The organism is Pseudomonas sp. NPDC089918 (genome assembly GCF_050280605.1).
Lineage (GTDB): Bacteria > Pseudomonadota > Gammaproteobacteria > Pseudomonadales > Pseudomonadaceae > Aquipseudomonas.
In genome coordinates this window covers 47,233-61,821 of record NZ_JBNNVP010000026.1, presented here as the reverse complement: position 1 = coordinate 61,821, position 14,589 = coordinate 47,233, and the positions used below count along the sequence as shown (strand labels likewise).

16 protein-coding genes are annotated in these 14,589 nt (G+C 59.3%); 13 read left to right on the top strand and 3 right to left on the bottom strand.

What is annotated here, in order from left to right:
- The first annotated feature begins 3 nt into the window (after positions 1-3).
- The 13 genes from eutC (at position 4) to ACQKPC_RS18805 (ending at position 12,525) form a co-directional block, all read left to right on the top strand.
- The gene (eutC, locus tag ACQKPC_RS18865; protein ID WP_427625881.1) at positions 4-828 is read left to right on the top strand and encodes an ethanolamine ammonia-lyase subunit EutC; all 825 of its coding nucleotides are present in this window, start codon (positions 4-6) and stop codon (positions 826-828) included.
- Positions 829-940: 112 nt separating this feature from the next.
- Complete coding sequence (locus tag ACQKPC_RS18860) at positions 941-1,402, top strand: GNAT family N-acetyltransferase (RefSeq protein ID WP_427625880.1); 462 nt, start codon at positions 941-943, stop codon at positions 1,400-1,402.
- A gap of 342 nt (positions 1,403-1,744) precedes the next feature.
- Positions 1,745-2,401 (top strand): DedA family protein, encoded by a 657-nt coding sequence (locus ACQKPC_RS18855; RefSeq protein WP_008070178.1) that lies wholly within the window; start codon positions 1,745-1,747, stop codon positions 2,399-2,401.
- A gap of 6 nt (positions 2,402-2,407) precedes the next feature.
- On the top strand, positions 2,408-3,220 hold the full coding sequence (locus ACQKPC_RS18850; RefSeq protein WP_427625879.1) for a zinc-dependent peptidase: 813 nt from the start codon (positions 2,408-2,410) through the stop codon (positions 3,218-3,220).
- A gap of 113 nt (positions 3,221-3,333) precedes the next feature.
- Positions 3,334-3,861, top strand: a complete 528-nt coding sequence (ppa, locus tag ACQKPC_RS18845; protein WP_008052339.1) for an inorganic diphosphatase — start codon at positions 3,334-3,336, stop codon at positions 3,859-3,861.
- Between the two features lie 233 nt (positions 3,862-4,094).
- On the top strand, positions 4,095-4,841 hold the full coding sequence (locus ACQKPC_RS18840; protein ID WP_427625878.1) for a S24 family peptidase: 747 nt from the start codon (positions 4,095-4,097) through the stop codon (positions 4,839-4,841).
- Between the two features lie 498 nt (positions 4,842-5,339).
- Positions 5,340-5,579 (top strand): type II toxin-antitoxin system RelB/DinJ family antitoxin, encoded by a 240-nt coding sequence (locus ACQKPC_RS18835; protein WP_054616768.1) that lies wholly within the window; start codon positions 5,340-5,342, stop codon positions 5,577-5,579.
- On the top strand, positions 5,569-5,889 hold the full coding sequence (locus tag ACQKPC_RS18830; RefSeq protein WP_427625877.1) for a type II toxin-antitoxin system RelE family toxin: 321 nt from the start codon (positions 5,569-5,571) through the stop codon (positions 5,887-5,889). The genes ACQKPC_RS18835 and ACQKPC_RS18830 overlap by 11 nt, the downstream gene beginning before the upstream one ends.
- Before the next feature lie 79 nt (positions 5,890-5,968).
- Positions 5,969-7,114, top strand: coding sequence for a Fic family protein (locus tag ACQKPC_RS18825; protein ID WP_427625876.1), 1,146 nt, complete (start codon positions 5,969-5,971; stop codon positions 7,112-7,114).
- 260 nt (positions 7,115-7,374) lie between these two features.
- Positions 7,375-7,617, top strand: a complete 243-nt coding sequence (locus tag ACQKPC_RS18820; RefSeq protein ID WP_007894317.1) for an exodeoxyribonuclease VII small subunit — start codon at positions 7,375-7,377, stop codon at positions 7,615-7,617.
- Positions 7,614-8,501 carry a (2E,6E)-farnesyl diphosphate synthase gene (ispA, locus tag ACQKPC_RS18815; RefSeq protein ID WP_008070181.1) on the top strand — a complete coding sequence of 296 codons (888 nt, stop codon included), beginning with the start codon at positions 7,614-7,616 and terminating at the stop codon, positions 8,499-8,501. The genes ACQKPC_RS18820 and ispA overlap by 4 nt, the downstream gene beginning before the upstream one ends.
- A 91-nt stretch (positions 8,502-8,592) precedes the next feature.
- Positions 8,593-10,491: a 1-deoxy-D-xylulose-5-phosphate synthase gene (gene dxs / locus ACQKPC_RS18810; RefSeq protein ID WP_427625875.1), complete on the top strand. Its 1,899-nt coding sequence runs from the start codon at positions 8,593-8,595 to the stop codon at positions 10,489-10,491.
- 150 nt (positions 10,492-10,641) lie between these two features.
- Entirely contained in the window at positions 10,642-12,525 is a 1,884-nt protein-coding gene (locus ACQKPC_RS18805) for a TonB-dependent receptor domain-containing protein (protein WP_427625874.1), read from the top strand.
- A 104-nt stretch (positions 12,526-12,629) separates the two neighbouring features.
- Here ACQKPC_RS18805 and ACQKPC_RS18800 read toward each other — a convergent pair whose 3' ends face one another.
- The 3 genes from ACQKPC_RS18800 to ribA are packed head-to-tail and all read right to left on the bottom strand — an operon-like array spanning position 12,630 to position 14,499.
- On the bottom strand, positions 12,630-13,466 hold the full coding sequence (locus tag ACQKPC_RS18800) for a cobalamin-binding protein (RefSeq protein ID WP_427625873.1): 837 nt from the start codon (positions 13,464-13,466) through the stop codon (positions 12,630-12,632).
- A complete protein-coding gene (locus ACQKPC_RS18795; RefSeq protein ID WP_427625872.1) occupies positions 13,466-13,885 on the bottom strand; it encodes an MFS transporter in 420 nt (139 codons plus the stop codon). The genes ACQKPC_RS18800 and ACQKPC_RS18795 overlap by 1 nt, the downstream gene beginning before the upstream one ends.
- Complete coding sequence (gene ribA, locus ACQKPC_RS18790) at positions 13,882-14,499, bottom strand: GTP cyclohydrolase II (RefSeq protein ID WP_007906827.1); 618 nt, start codon at positions 14,497-14,499, stop codon at positions 13,882-13,884. The genes ACQKPC_RS18795 and ribA overlap by 4 nt, the downstream gene beginning before the upstream one ends.
- Positions 14,500-14,589: the final 90 nt, after the last annotated feature.

The following is a 14,589-nucleotide window of genomic DNA, read 5'->3' as shown; positions in this document are numbered from 1 at the left end:
GAGATGGATAAACCACCTGTCGATCCGCAGAACCCATTGCTGGAACTGCGTCGCCTGACCCCGGCACGTATTGCCCTCGGTCGTACAGGCACCAGTATGCCGACCAGCGCACAGCTGGATTTTCAGTACGCCCATGCACAGGCCCGGGATGCGGTGCACCTGCCGTTCGACCACAGGGGGCTCGGTTCGCAGCTGGCCGAGCGTGGACGTGAGAGTTTGCTGCTGCACAGCGCCGCCACGGACCGGAACAGCTATCTGCAGCGCCCCGATCTGGGGCGCAAGTTGAGTGATCAGTCGGCGCAGACCCTGCGCGACTACGCGCTGAGCCATCCTGGCGGCATCGATTTGGCCGTTGTGGTGGCCGATGGCCTCTCGGCATTGGCCGTTCATCGCCACACCTTACCGTTTCTGGCGCGCATGGAAGAACAGACAGCCGCTGAGGGTTGGTCACTGTCGCCGGTGATTCTGGTGGAACAGGGCCGTGTAGCTGTAGCCGACGAGATCGGCGAGCTGCTGGGCGCAAAAATGGTGGTCATATTGATCGGCGAACGCCCCGGCTTGAGCTCACCAGACAGCCTGGGGTTGTATTTCACCTATAATCCCAAAGTCGGACTGACAGACGCCTATCGCAACTGCATCTCGAATGTTCGGCTCGAAGGCTTGAGTTACGGCATGGCGGCACACCGCTTGCTGTATTTGATGCGCGAAGCCTGTCGGCGGCAGTTATCGGGGGTCAGTCTGAAGGACGAAGCCCAGGTTCAGACGCTGGAGTCGGACATTAGTGCAGATATGAAAGGTAATTTCCTACTGAGCCCGTCGGATACCTGAACCGTTTCCGCATTGCGTTTCTATTCAGGTTTCAGGCAGGATCGATGCACGGCCGCCAGGGTTTCCCGTCGCCGTCACCACGTAAGACAGCCACTTGAAGACGAGACCTACCATGCGGATTATTCAAGCGACCCTCGAACACCTCGACCTGCTGACCCCGTTGTTCGTCAAATATCGTGAGTTTTACGGTTCCCTGCCGTATCCGGACTCGTCCCGGGCGTTCCTCGAGAAACGTCTGCGGCGCAAGGAATCGGTGATCTACCTGGCCCTGGCCGATGACGACAACAACAAACTGATGGGTTTTTGTCAGTTATACCCAAGCTTTTCGTCTCTTTCGCTTAAACGCGTGTGGATCCTCAACGATATCTACGTCGCTGAAGACGCCCGCCGCCAGTTAGTGGCCGACAACCTGATCCGTACCGCGAAAAAAATGGCCAAGGAAACCAATGCGGTGCGCATGCGCGTTTCCACCAGCAGCAACAACGAAGTCGCGCAGAAAACCTACGAATCCATCGGGTTCAGGGAAGACACCGAGTTCAAGAACTACGTGTTGCCGATCAGTGAGGGGCTGTAACGCACTGAGGCCTTTGTGGCGAGGGGGCTTGCCCCCGTTCGGCGGCGCAGCCGTCGTAAAACCTGAGCATGCGGTGTATCTGAAAAACCGTGACTACCTGGTTTAGGGGTCGCTTCGCAACCCAACGGGAGCAAGCTCCCTCGCCACAAGGTTTGTGCAAAGCCAACAGCCCCATGGTCGCCCCATCGACATCCCCCGCTACAAACTCGAGGCGTTTTTCACTTCTCTCCCCGTATAATGCCCATTCTTCCGGCTCGTAAGAAAAATCACAGTTAGCTGTAGTCTTACGCGAAGCCATCCGCACAGGCCTGCAGAGTCGGGCCATCACCACAGGTGCTTTCCATGGATTTCAACCCGATCGACCTTATCCTGCATCTCGATGTTTACCTCGACCTGCTGGTAACTAACTACGGGGCATGGATTTACGCCATTCTGTTTCTGGTGATCTTCTGCGAAACCGGTCTGGTAGTTATGCCATTCCTGCCGGGCGATTCCCTGCTGTTCATCGCCGGCGCCGTAGCGGCCGGTGGCGGCATGGACCCGGTGCTGCTGGGCGGCCTGCTGATGCTGGCGGCGATTCTCGGCGACAGCACCAACTACATAATCGGCCGCACCGCCGGCGAAAAGCTGTTCAGCAACCCGAACTCGAAAATATTCCGCCGCGACTATCTGCAACAAACCCACGACTTCTACGACAAGCACGGCGGCAAAACCGTGACCCTGGCGCGCTTCATGCCAATCATCCGCACCTTTGCCCCGTTCGTCGCCGGTGTCGGCAAAATGCCTTACCCGCGTTTCTTTGCCTTCAGTGTTCTCGGAACCATCCTCTGGGTGGGCGGCCTGGTCACCCTCGGTTACTTCTTCGGCAACGTACCGTTCATCAAGAAAAACCTGTCACTGCTGGTAGTGGGCATCATCCTGCTGTCGCTGCTACCGATGATCATCAGCGTGATCCGCAGCCGCCTCGGGCATGCCGCGTCCAAAGCCGAACCCCGCTGACTCACGATGTGGTTCCTTAGCGCCTGGCGACGCCGGCGCACCCTGGCCAGGCATCCGATTGCCGACGACATGTGGCAACGGGTGCGCCATCACCTGAGCTTTCTCGATGGCATCAGCGCAGCCGAAGACCAGTGGCTGCGGGAAGCCTGCGTGCTGTTCCTGCAAGACAAACACCTGACCGCCCTGCCCGGCGTCGAGCTTCACCAGGAGCAACGCCTGCTGCTCGCCGCCCAGGCCCAATTGCCGCTGCTGCATCTGGGCGATCTGAACTGGTATCAGGGCTTTCACGAAATCATCCTCTACCCCGACGATTTCCTCAGCCCCCAGCGCCATCGCGATGCCAGCGGCGTCGAACACGAGTGGGACGGCGAACACAGCGGCGAAGCCTGGCAGCAAGGCCCGATCATCCTAGCCTGGCCCGGCGTGATGGCCAGCGGTGGCTGGGAAGGCTACAACCTGGTGATCCACGAACTCGCGCACAAACTCGACATGCTCAACGGCGACGCCAATGGCCTCCCCCCGCTGCATGCCGACATGCGCGTCAGCGACTGGGCCAGAATCATGCAAGAAGCCTATGACGACCTCGACCGGCAACTGGACCGCAACCCGGACGCCGAAACCGCCATCGACCCGTACGCAGCGGAAAACCCCGCCGAGTTCTTCGCCGTCACCAGCGAATACTTCTTCAGCGCACCGGACTTGCTGCATGAGGCATATCCACAGGTTTATGAACAGCTGAAGTTGTTTTATCGGCAGGACCCATTGGCCCGATTGCAGCAACTTCTGGCCGAGAACCCTGTCTATCAGGCACACGACTAAGGTCTACACGACCTCTGGCGCATGGCAACGGTGGCAGAATATGCCTATAATCGCCGCCACTTTTTGGTCAATCCGGCCAAGTTTTTTTGGTCAACTAACGGGGGCACCGCCCAATGAGCTACAGCAAGATTCCGGCTGGCAAAGACCTGCCGAACGACATCTACGTCGCGATCGAGATCCCGGCCAACCACGCGCCGATCAAATACGAAATCGACAAAGACAGCGATTGCCTGTTCGTTGACCGTTTCATGGCCACCCCGATGTTCTACCCGGCCAACTACGGTTACATCCCCAACACCCTGGCTGACGACGGTGATCCCCTCGACGTGCTGGTCGTGACCCCTTACCCGGTTGCCCCAGGTTCGGTAATCCGCGCGCGTCCAGTCGGCATCCTGAACATGACCGACGACGGCGGCGGCGATGCCAAAGTGATCGCGGTTCCACACGACAAACTGTCCCAGCTGTACGTCGATGTGAAGGAATACACCGATCTGCCTCCGCTGCTGATTCAGCAGATCGAGCACTTCTTCGCGAACTACAAAGATCTCGAAAAAGGCAAATGGGTGAAGATCGAAGGCTGGGCCGGCGCAGATGCCGCCCGCGACGCGATCACCAAGTCGGTTGCTGCCTATAAAGGCTGAGAAGCCGCGGTAAGCTGCTAGCTGCGACGTTTGAAGAAGAACCCCGGTTGATCCGGGGTTTTTTGTGCGCGCTTGCAAAGCCTCTTTTAAACCGGTCGCTTAACGCCTGGGTGCATTGGTTTTTTCTCGTTTAATTTCCACTAAAAGCGCCTTACATCCAGTCTTAAATTTCCCTCGAAATTTGAACGGATCGTTTATTCAAACCCCCATCCTGCGCCAGTAGACTCGTGTTTATGAAAAAGAACACTAGCGGCCCACGGTTTAAAGCACTCCTCGAAACAGCGAAAATCACAACCACTGGATTTGCCGCTTTCTTCGACACGGAAGCGCAAAATATCCACAACTGGTACACCCGAGGTGTGCCCGCCTACCGCATGGAAGAGGTCGCCAGACTACTGTCCGTAAACAGCGACTGGCTGAAAACCGGCGAAGGCCCGAAAGAGTCCTCACGCCTGCGCGTGCTCGACGAGTCCGGCAACACCTTCGATGCCCAGGCCATCCGCGGCATCTACACGGTGATCGAGCCCATCGACGTCGAATTGCCCTTCTATATAGAAACAGCCACCGCCCCGGGCTCCAACAAAACTCACGTCGTCAAAGACCCCAGCCAATCCATCCGCCTGCCTCGCAGCCACCTGGACTCCCTGGAAATCAACCACGCCAATGCTATCTGTACCCACATGATCGGCAACAGCATGGGCGAAAAGATTGAAGATGGCTCGACGCTTGCGATCGACCGTGGGCTGACTCAGGTTATTGATGGGGAGATTTATGCGATCGAGCATGACGGGATGCTGCGGATCAAATACCTGCACCGGATGCCGGGGAATGCGTTGCGATTGCGCAGCTATAACAAAGCCGAGTATCCCGACGAGATCTTCAGTGCCGAGCAGATCGATAAGCAAAACATCAGGGTATTGGGGTGGGTATTCTGGTGGTCGACGCTCAATAAACGCCGACCTTCCGTGCCCTTCCTATAAGCACGCAGCCCTGTGATCCACTGTGGCGAGGGGGCTTGCCCCCGTTCGACTGCGCAGCAGTCGCAAACCATTCACTATGGCGGACAGTATGGTTACCGGGTTTACGACTGCTTCGCAGCCGAACGCAGCCTTCGGCAGCTGCTACACCTCGCCGCAATCCACTCTACTCCGCATGCCGAGCTGGGAATTCCTCAAAAAAATCAGTATGCTGCGCCCCACATTTGCGCATCGACCCTTCTTCAGGCTCAGATCGCACCGACAAGGCAGATGACTTTCTCGCCAAGTCCCACAGCCGGACGCAAGATCCGGGTGTACGTTTTGAAGGCTGGCGCGGTTTACCAAAAATAAACCAAGCCAGTCCCCGAGAAGCCGGCCACAAGCCGGCTTTTTAATGTCTGGAAGAAAGCGTACCTGTCATCTGAAACCCTGGATCAGGGGTTGTCGGGCCAGGGACACAATTGCTACCGTAACGACAAACGTCATTACAGGTATATCACCATGGCTTCCATCAACATCCGTATAGACGATGACCTGAAGCAGCGCTCATTTGCCGAATTGGAAAAGCTCGGGGTAACGCCTTCCGAGCTCCTGCGCCAAACCCTTCAATATGTCGCCGAGCGCGGTAAATTGCCTTTCAAAGCTGCATTACTTAGTGAAGAGGATGAAGCACTCATCGCAGTGGTCACCGAACGTCTCGCCGCACCTCAGCGAGTCAAGGTCAGTCTGGATGACCTATAGCCTCGAATTTGATCGTCGCGCGTTGAAAGAGTGGAACAAACTGGGCGACACGTTGCGCCAGCAGTTCAAAAAGAAGCTCGCTGAGGTTTTGGAGAACCCTCGCGTTGAAGCCAACCGACTTCGTAATTTGCCAGATTGCTACAAGCTAAAGCTCCGCAGCGCCGGCTATCGCCTGATCTATCAGGTTCTGGATCAAGAGGTCGTGGTGTTCGTCGTTGCAATTGGAAAGCGCGAGCGTGAAGCCGCTTACCAAGATGCGCAGGAGCGAATTGGTCAGCAGCCTGCTGACTCGGAAGTAGCTAGACGATGAGCCAAATAGGCGTCATATTCGGCTCACCATATGAGCCGAATAACGTCTTTATTCGGCTCAATCATTTCGAGAGCAGTTCATGGCACCTCACTGGATCTGGCAGCAGCCTGATTGGCCAAATTTCCAATTGCAAGCCGAGCGTTTGGCGCCACTGTTGCGCGACTGCGTTCAGGCGCAGGGTCGGTTGATGGGGATGGCCAGTTCGGTAGGCAGTTCGTTGAGCGCGCAAAACGAACTGGATACGTTGTTGCAGAACATCGTGACCTCGTCCGCTATCGAGGGTGAACAGCTTAATGTTGGCTCCGTACGCTCCTCTCTGGCGCGACGGTTGGGGTTGGATCTGGTCAATGGCGATAAGGTGAGCCAGCGCAGTGAGGGCCTTGCGCAATTGATGCTCGATGCCACCCGGCATTTCGCTGAACCACTGACATTGGCTCGATTGCTGGATTGGTATAAATGGCTGTTTCCTGAGCAAGACACGGATCTCGCCGCCCGGTCGATCCGTGTTGGTACCTTGCGCGGCGACGAGCCGATGCAAGTTGTTTCGGGGCGACTCGACAGGCCGACCGTTCACTTCGAAGCGCCGCCTCGCCTTGGTCTTGAACGACAACTCGAAACCTTCCTGACCTGGTTTGAAGCCAGCCGAAATCAGGTTGGCCTCGACCCTTTGCTGAGGGCCGGCGTCGCACATTTCTGGTTTGTGACGTTGCATCCTTTCGACGATGGCAACGGTCGCCTGACGCGAACGATCACTGATCTGGCCCTGGCTCAGGGTGAGGCTCAGGCCATCCGCTTCTACGCCATGTCGGCGAGCATTCTGGATGATCGTTCTGGCTATTACCGAGTGCTGGAAACCAGCCAGAAAGCCACGATGGATATCACCGAATGGCTGGAGTGGTTTCTTCAGACTTTGCTGCGTAGCTTGCAGCAGGCCATGACGCGGATTGAGTCGGTACTGGGCAAGACGCGTTTCTGGCAGGCACATCGGGAATCCGGACTGTCGACCGAGCAGACCAAAGTACTGAATCGCTTGCTCGATGGCGGGGAACGAGGTTTCGATAATGGCATCAGCGCCGCTCAATACCAGGCAGTGGCAAAGGTTTCCAAAGCCACCGCAACCCGTCATCTGGCCGAACTGCTGGAAAAGGGCTGCCTGAAACGCCTGCCCGGCGGCGGGCGCAGTACTCGATATCAAATCAGCTATCCCGATGACTCAACAGATTAATCATGATCGATACCGCACTGTGGCGAGGGGGCTTGCCCCCGTTCGGCTGCGTAGCAGTCGCACATTGCTGAATGCGGTATGCCTGAAGAAACACGCCGTCTGGTTCAGGGGTCGCTTCGCAACCCAACGGGGGCAAGCCCCCTCGCCACAGGGCCGCATTGACTCCCAAAAACCATTGTCCGAAACGCCCCGCTCATTTGCCCATAACCCCTATGTCTGCTAGTGTCGCGCCGGTTTAACGTCAACCGGAAATAGCCGCCATGGCCCGCAAAAAAGCTGCACTGGATTTCGAACAATCCCTCGCCGACCTGCAAACGCTGGTGGAGCGTCTGGAGAACGGCGAATTGTCGCTGGAAGACTCGCTGACCGCTTTCGAGCAGGGCATCGGTCTGACCCGCGATTGCCAGGCGGCACTGGCTCAGGCCGAGCAGAAGGTTCAAGTGCTGCTCGAGCGTGATGGTGAGCTGGCCGAGGAACCCTTCGACGCGGATCAGCCAGAATGATTGCGGCGTATTCGGCGACCAGCCAGGCTCGCGTCAACGCGGCACTGGAAACCCTGTTCAACCCGCCGAGCCCCGAGCTCGCACGCCTTTACGAAGCCATGCGCTACAGCGTGATGAACGGCGGCAAACGTGTGCGCCCGTTGCTGGCTTACGCCGCGTGTGAGGCGTTGGGTGGCAAGGCCGAGCAGGCCAACGGCGCGGCTTGTGCGGTTGAGCTGATCCACGCCTATTCGCTGGTGCACGATGATTTGCCGGCCATGGACGACGACGATCTGCGTCGCGGCCAGCCGACTACGCATAAAAAATTCGATGAAGCTTGTGCAATCCTCGCCGGTGACGGCTTGCAGAGCCTGGCCTTCAGCGCCCTGCTCGACCCACGCCTTAGCAGTTGCGACGCCGAAACCCGCCTGCAGATGGTCAGCGCCTTGGCATTGGCGGCGGGCCCGGCGGGCATGGTCGGCGGGCAAGCCATCGATCTCGGTTCGGTGGGTCTGAAGCTCGATCAAAAAGCCCTTGAATACATGCACCGGCACAAGACCGGCGCGTTGATTGAAGTCAGCGTCAAGCTCGGTGCCCTGGCCAGCGGTCATGCCGCGAAGGACGAACTGAAGTCCCTGCAGAGTTATGCACAGGCCATTGGCCTGGCATTTCAGGTCCAGGACGACATTCTCGACGTTGAAAGTGACACCGAAACCCTCGGCAAACGCCAGGGCGCCGATATCGCCCGGGACAAGCCGACCTACCCGGCCCTGCTCGGTCTCGACGCGGCCAAGGCCTATGCCCTGGAACTGCGCGACCAGGCCCTGCACGCGCTGCGACCGTTTGACGCGGCGGCCGAGCCATTGCGCGATCTGGCCCGGTACATCGTCGATCGCCGCAGCTGACGGCGTATCCGCCAAAAAAAACCAACGCGTGGGCAGGGGGCGATGCATCAGGTAAACTGCCGCATCTTTTATACCTATAACGATTCGCCTGATGCCCACGACGTTTCATGAGATTCCCCGCAAGCGCCCGACCACGCCCCTGCTCGACCGTGCCAACACGCCGGACGGCCTGCGCCGGTTAGGCGAAGCCGAGCTGGAAACCCTGGCTGATGAGTTGCGCCTGGAATTGCTCTACACGGTCGGTCAGACCGGCGGGCATTTCGGTGCTGGCCTGGGCGTCATCGAGCTGACCATCGCATTGCATTACGTCTTCGACACCCCGGACGACCGGCTGGTGTGGGACGTGGGTCATCAGGCCTACCCGCACAAAATCCTCACCGGCCGTCGCGAGCGCATGAGCACCCTGCGCCAGAAGGACGGCGTTGCCGCCTTCCCGCGTCGTTCCGAGAGCGAGTACGACACCTTTGGCGTCGGCCACTCCAGCACATCGATCAGCGCAGCGCTGGGCATGGCGGTTGCCGCCCGCCTGCAACACAGTGATCGCAAGGCGATCGCGGTGATCGGCGACGGCGCACTGACCGCCGGCATGGCCTTCGAGGCGCTGAACCACGCGCCGGAAGTGGACGCCAACATGCTGGTGATCCTCAACGACAACGACATGTCGATTTCGCGCAACGTCGGCGGGCTGTCGAACTATCTGGCGAAAATCCTTTCCAGCCGCACTTACGCGAGCATGCGCGAAGGCAGTAAAAAGGTCCTGTCGCGCCTGCCCGGCGCCTGGGAAATCGCCCGTCGTACCGAAGAATACGCCAAAGGCATGCTGGTCCCTGGCACGCTGTTCGAAGAGCTGGGCTGGAATTACATCGGCCCGATCGATGGCCACGACCTGCCGACCCTGATCGCCACCCTGCGCAACATGCGCGATCTGAAAGGCCCGCAATTCCTGCACGTGGTCACCAAAAAAGGCAAAGGCTTCGCTCCGGCGGAAGTCGACCCGATCGGTTACCACGCCATTACCAAACTCGAACCTGTGGATGCTCCGGCCGCCGCGCCGAAGAAAGCCGGCGGGCCGAAGTACTCCGGTGTGTTCGGTGAATGGCTCTGCGACATGGCCGCGGTCGATCCGCGCTTGGTCGGGATTACCCCGGCGATGAAGGAAGGCTCCGACCTGGTGGCCTTCAGCGAGCGCTTCCCGGAGCGCTATTTCGACGTCGCGATTGCCGAGCAACACGCCGTGACCCTCGCCGCCGGCATGGCCTGCGAAGGCGCAAAACCGGTGGTGGCGATCTATTCGACCTTCCTGCAACGCGGCTACGACCAGCTTGTGCATGATGTGGCGGTGCAAAACCTCGACGTGCTGTTCGCCATCGACCGTGCTGGTCTGGTGGGCGAAGACGGCCCGACGCACGCGGGTAGCTTCGACCTGTCGTTCCTGCGTTGCATCCCCGGCATGCTGGTGATGACCCCGAGCGACGAAAACGAACTGCGCAAAATGCTCAGCACCGGCCACCTGTACAACGGCCCGGCGGCGGTGCGTTATCCGCGCGGCACCGGCCCGAATGCGCCGATCGCGAAAGACCTCGAACCGATTGAAATCGGCAAGGGTGTCGTGCGCCGTCAGGGCAACAAAGTCGCCCTGCTGGTGTTCGGCGTGCAACTGGCCGAGGCACTGAAAGTCGCCGAGAAACTGGATGCGACCGTGGTCGACATGCGCTTCGTCAAACCGCTCGACGAAGCACTGGTTCGCGAAATCGCCGGCAGTCACGAACTGCTGGTGACCGTCGAAGAGAACGCCATCATGGGCGGTGCCGGTGGCGCGGTCAGCGAGTTTCTCGCCCGCGAAAACATCCTCAAGTCGGTGCTGCACCTGGGCTTGCCGGATGCCTATGTGGAACACGCCAAGCCTGCGCAAATGCTGGCTGAATGCGGACTGGATGAGGTTGGGATCGAAGAAGCGGTGCGTCAGCGCCTGCAGCTGCTGAACTTGTAAACCCGATCCCCTGTAGGAGCTGCCGAAGGCTGCGATCTTTTGATCCTGATCTTCGGCGGCTCCAAACCTGAAAAAACAGAATCAAAAGATCGCAGCCTTCGGCAGCTCCTACGGGGGTTGCGTCGTATCTGAATTCACCTCGGATCATCCATGAAACTCTCCCCTTTTGCCCTGACGCTGACGCTTCTGCCGGCCGGCCAACTCTTGGCCGACACCTTCGAACGCGACCAGGCCCTGAAACTGCCCGACGTGCTGATCAGCGCCAACCGTCAGGTCGAAGCGCGTAACGACAGCAGCGCCGCCAACACGGTGTTCACCCGCGACGATATCGACCGTCTGCAACCGAGCAGTGTCACTGACCTACTGCGTCGGGTGCCGGGCGTACAGGTCGGGCAAACTGGCGGGCGCGGCAGTCTGCCGGGGGTTTACATTCGTGGTACCAAGTCGGCGCAAAGTCTGGTGCTGGTCGACGGCCAACGCATCGGCAACTCGACCTCCGGCGACAGCAACCTGCAACACATCAACATCGAACAGGTCGAGCGCGTGGAAGTGCTGCGTGGTTCGCGTTCAGTGATTTACGGCAGCGATGCGATTGGCGGGGTGATCCAGATCTTCACCCGCCGTGGTGGCGAACAGGGCTTGCAACCCCGCATGCACGTGGGGGTTGGCAGCAATCAGACCTGGGAACGCAGCCTTGGATTGTCTGGCGGCGACGCGCAGACCCGCTTCAATCTCGGTGCCAGCCTCGATGAAACGGCAGGCATCAATCGCACTCACCAGTCTTATCCCAGTGATGGCGATCACGATGAATACCGCAATAAGTCGGTCAGCTTAAGCCTGAGTCACGCCCTCACCGATGACATCGAAGTCGGCGCCAATCTGCTGGATAACCAGGGCAAAAGCGCATTCGACAATCCGTTCGGCCGCTTCGACATGAACACCTTTGAATCGGTCCAGCAACAGCCCTACAGCGAGTTCTCTGTGAGCAGCGTCAGCAGTTATGTCGACGCGAGGATCAATGACCGGTGGAAAACCCGCGTCGAGTTCGGCCATAGCGAAAACCGTGAGAAGACGCTCGACAAGCTCAGCGACGAGCGCAGCGTGTTCAACACCTACCGCGATTCGGTGAACTGGCAGAACGACCTGACCCTGGATGAACGCAACAGCCTGATCCTCGGCGGCGACTGGTACGAAGACCGAATCAACAGCAGCACAGCGTTCGACGAAGACAGCCGCTGGAACCGTGCAGCGTTTATCCAGCATCGCTATCAAGCCGACAGCTTTTCTACCGAACTGGGCCTGCGTCGCGACCAGAATCAGCAGTTCGGCAGCCAGAACAGCTGGAGCGGCACCTTCACCCTGCCGCTGAACCCGGACAACGATGTACTGTTGACCTACAGCGAAGGCTTCCGCGCACCGACCTTCAACGACCTGTACTACCCGGATTTCAGCAATCCGGATTTGAAACCCGAAACCTCGAAAAGTTATGAGCTGCAATGGCGCAGTCAGCTGACAGAAACCAGTCGCCTGGAAGCTTCGCTGTACCGCACCGATCTACAAGACGCGATTATTTTCGGCAGCAACAACCGCCCGGCGAACGTCGCCTCGGCGCGGATCAACGGTTTCGAAGCGGCCTTGAAACAAGAGCTGTTCGGCTGGCAGAGCAACCTCGGCGTGGCGATCATCGACCCGCAGGATCGCGACAGCGGCCACACCCTCGCCCGTCGTGCACGGCGGACTTTGAGCCTGGACCTGGATCGGCAGTTCGACCGGCTCGGCCTCGGTGCCAGTTGGCAAGCGGTGAGCAGCAGTTATGACGACGAGAACAACCAGCAGCCGTTAGGCGGGTATGCCTTGTTGGGGTTGCGCAGCAGTTGGGCGCTGAATCGCGAGATCAAGCTGGAAATGAAGGTCGATAACCTGCTGGACAAGGGTTACAGCCGGGCGTTGTACAGCCATGACGGCAGTCAGTATGGGTATCGCGAAGAAGGCCGGGCGTGGATGTTCGGGGTGACCTGGACGCCTGAGCGCTAAAAGCCGACTCGGTCATTTGTGGCGAGGGGGCTTGCCCCCGTTGGGCTGCGAAGCTGCCCCAGATTCAGCAACCGCGTTTTATCAGACACACCGCACCAACCGAATTACGGCTGCTGCGCAGCCGAACGGGGGCAAGCCCCCTCGCCACAGGGCGCGATCAACTGGCACAACTTGGCAGTCGCTTCGATCATCTGCCCACTCGGCCGCTCCAGGCCTTTGTCCGTCACCAGCAGCAATTGCCCCCGCGTCACCGCCGTTACCTGAGGCCAGCTCTTCCACGCATCGAGTTGCGCCTGATCACTGGCCAGAATCACCTCGGGATTGCGCTGCAACACCGCCTCCACACTGACCTGCGGTGCAGGCTGCGTCAGGTCGGCAAACACATTGCGCGCCCCGCACACCGCTAGAGCATCGCTGATGATCTGCCCGCCGCCCACGGTGTACAGCGGCCGATCCCAGACTTGATAAAACACCCGTAACGGTTCATCCCTTCGATAACGCTGGCGCAGGGAATCGAGTCGTTGACGCAGATTTTCGGCCAATGAAACGCCACGCTCCGGTCTTCCGAGCTGCGTAGCGATCACTTCAATCTGGGCGGCAAGTTGTTCGAGGTTGTGGGGTTCGGCGACATAGGTGGGAATGTTCAGCCGTTTGAGCTGCTCACGCTGCGCCGGCCCCACACTGCCCGGCCACAACAGCAATAGATCGGGTTTGAGGCTGAGCAGTCGCTCCATGTCCAACTGACCGTAGTTGCCAACAGAAGGAATGTCTTTGAGTGCAGCGGGACGTTCGCCAGCATCCAGCACACCGACCAGAAGGTCAGCCGAGTTCAGCTCAACGACAATCTCAGAAAGCGACGGCGCCAGGCTGACGACCCGTTCAACCGCAGCCGCCGAACCGCTGACAGCCAGCAGCGACACTGCCAGCCAGATACTGCGCATCAGCCGAGTTGACGCGGGATACGGTAGAGGTAGAACAGCACTGTGGTCGACAGCGCCAGCAGCACCAACGGAACAGCTTCAAGCCCGACGAATACCGCCAGCGCACCGATCCAGGCGGGCAGGCCGGCCGCCAGAAACGCGGTGCGGCGTTTCGCGGCCAGGGCGATCCAGGCGTCGGGTTCATCAGGGGTATCGAGGGCTTTCTGGGTGGCGATCAGCGCGTGTTTGTAGCCGCCGAAGAACTTCAGGCTGACAAACATCGAGGCCACACCGGCGATGAACAACGGCATGGCCAGCACCGGCAGAATCGCCTCGCCCTGGCCGAATACGCCGTTGATCACGAACAGCGGCACCAAGGCCAGCGCCAGGTATTGCCACCAATTGACGGACAGTCGCCGCCGTACCTGACCGCGGGTCACGCCCGGTCAACCTCGCCCTGATGCTCGTTGCCCATCATATGGTCGAGCTTGCTCGCCTTGGTCGCCAGATAGAGTTTGTTGTGCGGGTTGTGCCCGGTGTGCAACGGCACGCGCTCGGCAACCACGATGCCCATGTCGGTCAAGGCTTTGACCTTGCGTGGGTTGTTGGTCATCAGACGCAGGGACTTCACGCCCAGATGCTCCAGCATCGGCAGGCACATGGCGTAGTCGCGCTGGTCGGCGGCAAAACCCAGACGCTCGTTGGCTTCAACGGTGTCGGCGCCGCCGTCCTGCAATTCATAGGCGCGGATCTTGTTCAGCAGGCCAATGCCGCGACCTTCCTGACGCAAGTAGAGCAACACGCCACGGCCTTCACGGGCGATTGCCTGCAGGGCTGCCTCGAGTTGCGAACCGCAGTCGCAGCGCTGGCTGAACAAGGCATCGCCGGTCAGGCATTCGGAGTGCAACCGGCCGAGTACCGGAGCACCGTCGGCAAACTCACCCAGGCTCAGTACTACGTGCTCGCGCCCGTTCTCTTCATCGAGAAAGCCATGCATGGTGAATTGCGCAAAAGGCGTTGGCAGCTTGGAAGCGGCGACAAAAACGACAGGCACCGGTGTGCTCCTGATCTATAAGTACTGAAGATTCGCAGAGGCGGCATTGTAACAGCACGTTCCTACAGACGCTTAGGCTGAATTATGGGG

Coding starts and splice junctions, on each gene's coding strand:
- ACQKPC_RS18830 (WP_427625877.1), top strand. CDS start 5,569: ATGACCTATAGCCTCGAATTTGATCGTCGCGCGTTGAAAGAGTGGAAC.
- ACQKPC_RS18855 (WP_008070178.1), top strand. CDS start 1,745: ATGGATTTCAACCCGATCGACCTTATCCTGCATCTCGATGTTTACCTC.
- dxs (WP_427625875.1), top strand. CDS start 8,593: ATGCCCACGACGTTTCATGAGATTCCCCGCAAGCGCCCGACCACGCCC.
- eutC (WP_427625881.1), top strand. CDS start 4: ATGGATAAACCACCTGTCGATCCGCAGAACCCATTGCTGGAACTGCGT.
- ACQKPC_RS18805 (WP_427625874.1), top strand. CDS start 10,642: ATGAAACTCTCCCCTTTTGCCCTGACGCTGACGCTTCTGCCGGCCGGC.
- ACQKPC_RS18825 (WP_427625876.1), top strand. CDS start 5,969: ATGGCACCTCACTGGATCTGGCAGCAGCCTGATTGGCCAAATTTCCAA.
- ACQKPC_RS18850 (WP_427625879.1), top strand. CDS start 2,408: ATGTGGTTCCTTAGCGCCTGGCGACGCCGGCGCACCCTGGCCAGGCAT.
- ACQKPC_RS18820 (WP_007894317.1), top strand. CDS start 7,375: ATGGCCCGCAAAAAAGCTGCACTGGATTTCGAACAATCCCTCGCCGAC.
- ispA (WP_008070181.1), top strand. CDS start 7,614: ATGATTGCGGCGTATTCGGCGACCAGCCAGGCTCGCGTCAACGCGGCA.
- ppa (WP_008052339.1), top strand. CDS start 3,334: ATGAGCTACAGCAAGATTCCGGCTGGCAAAGACCTGCCGAACGACATC.
- ACQKPC_RS18800 (WP_427625873.1), bottom strand. CDS start 13,466: ATGCGCAGTATCTGGCTGGCAGTGTCGCTGCTGGCTGTCAGCGGTTCG.
- ACQKPC_RS18835 (WP_054616768.1), top strand. CDS start 5,340: ATGGCTTCCATCAACATCCGTATAGACGATGACCTGAAGCAGCGCTCA.
- ACQKPC_RS18860 (WP_427625880.1), top strand. CDS start 941: ATGCGGATTATTCAAGCGACCCTCGAACACCTCGACCTGCTGACCCCG.
- ACQKPC_RS18840 (WP_427625878.1), top strand. CDS start 4,095: ATGAAAAAGAACACTAGCGGCCCACGGTTTAAAGCACTCCTCGAAACA.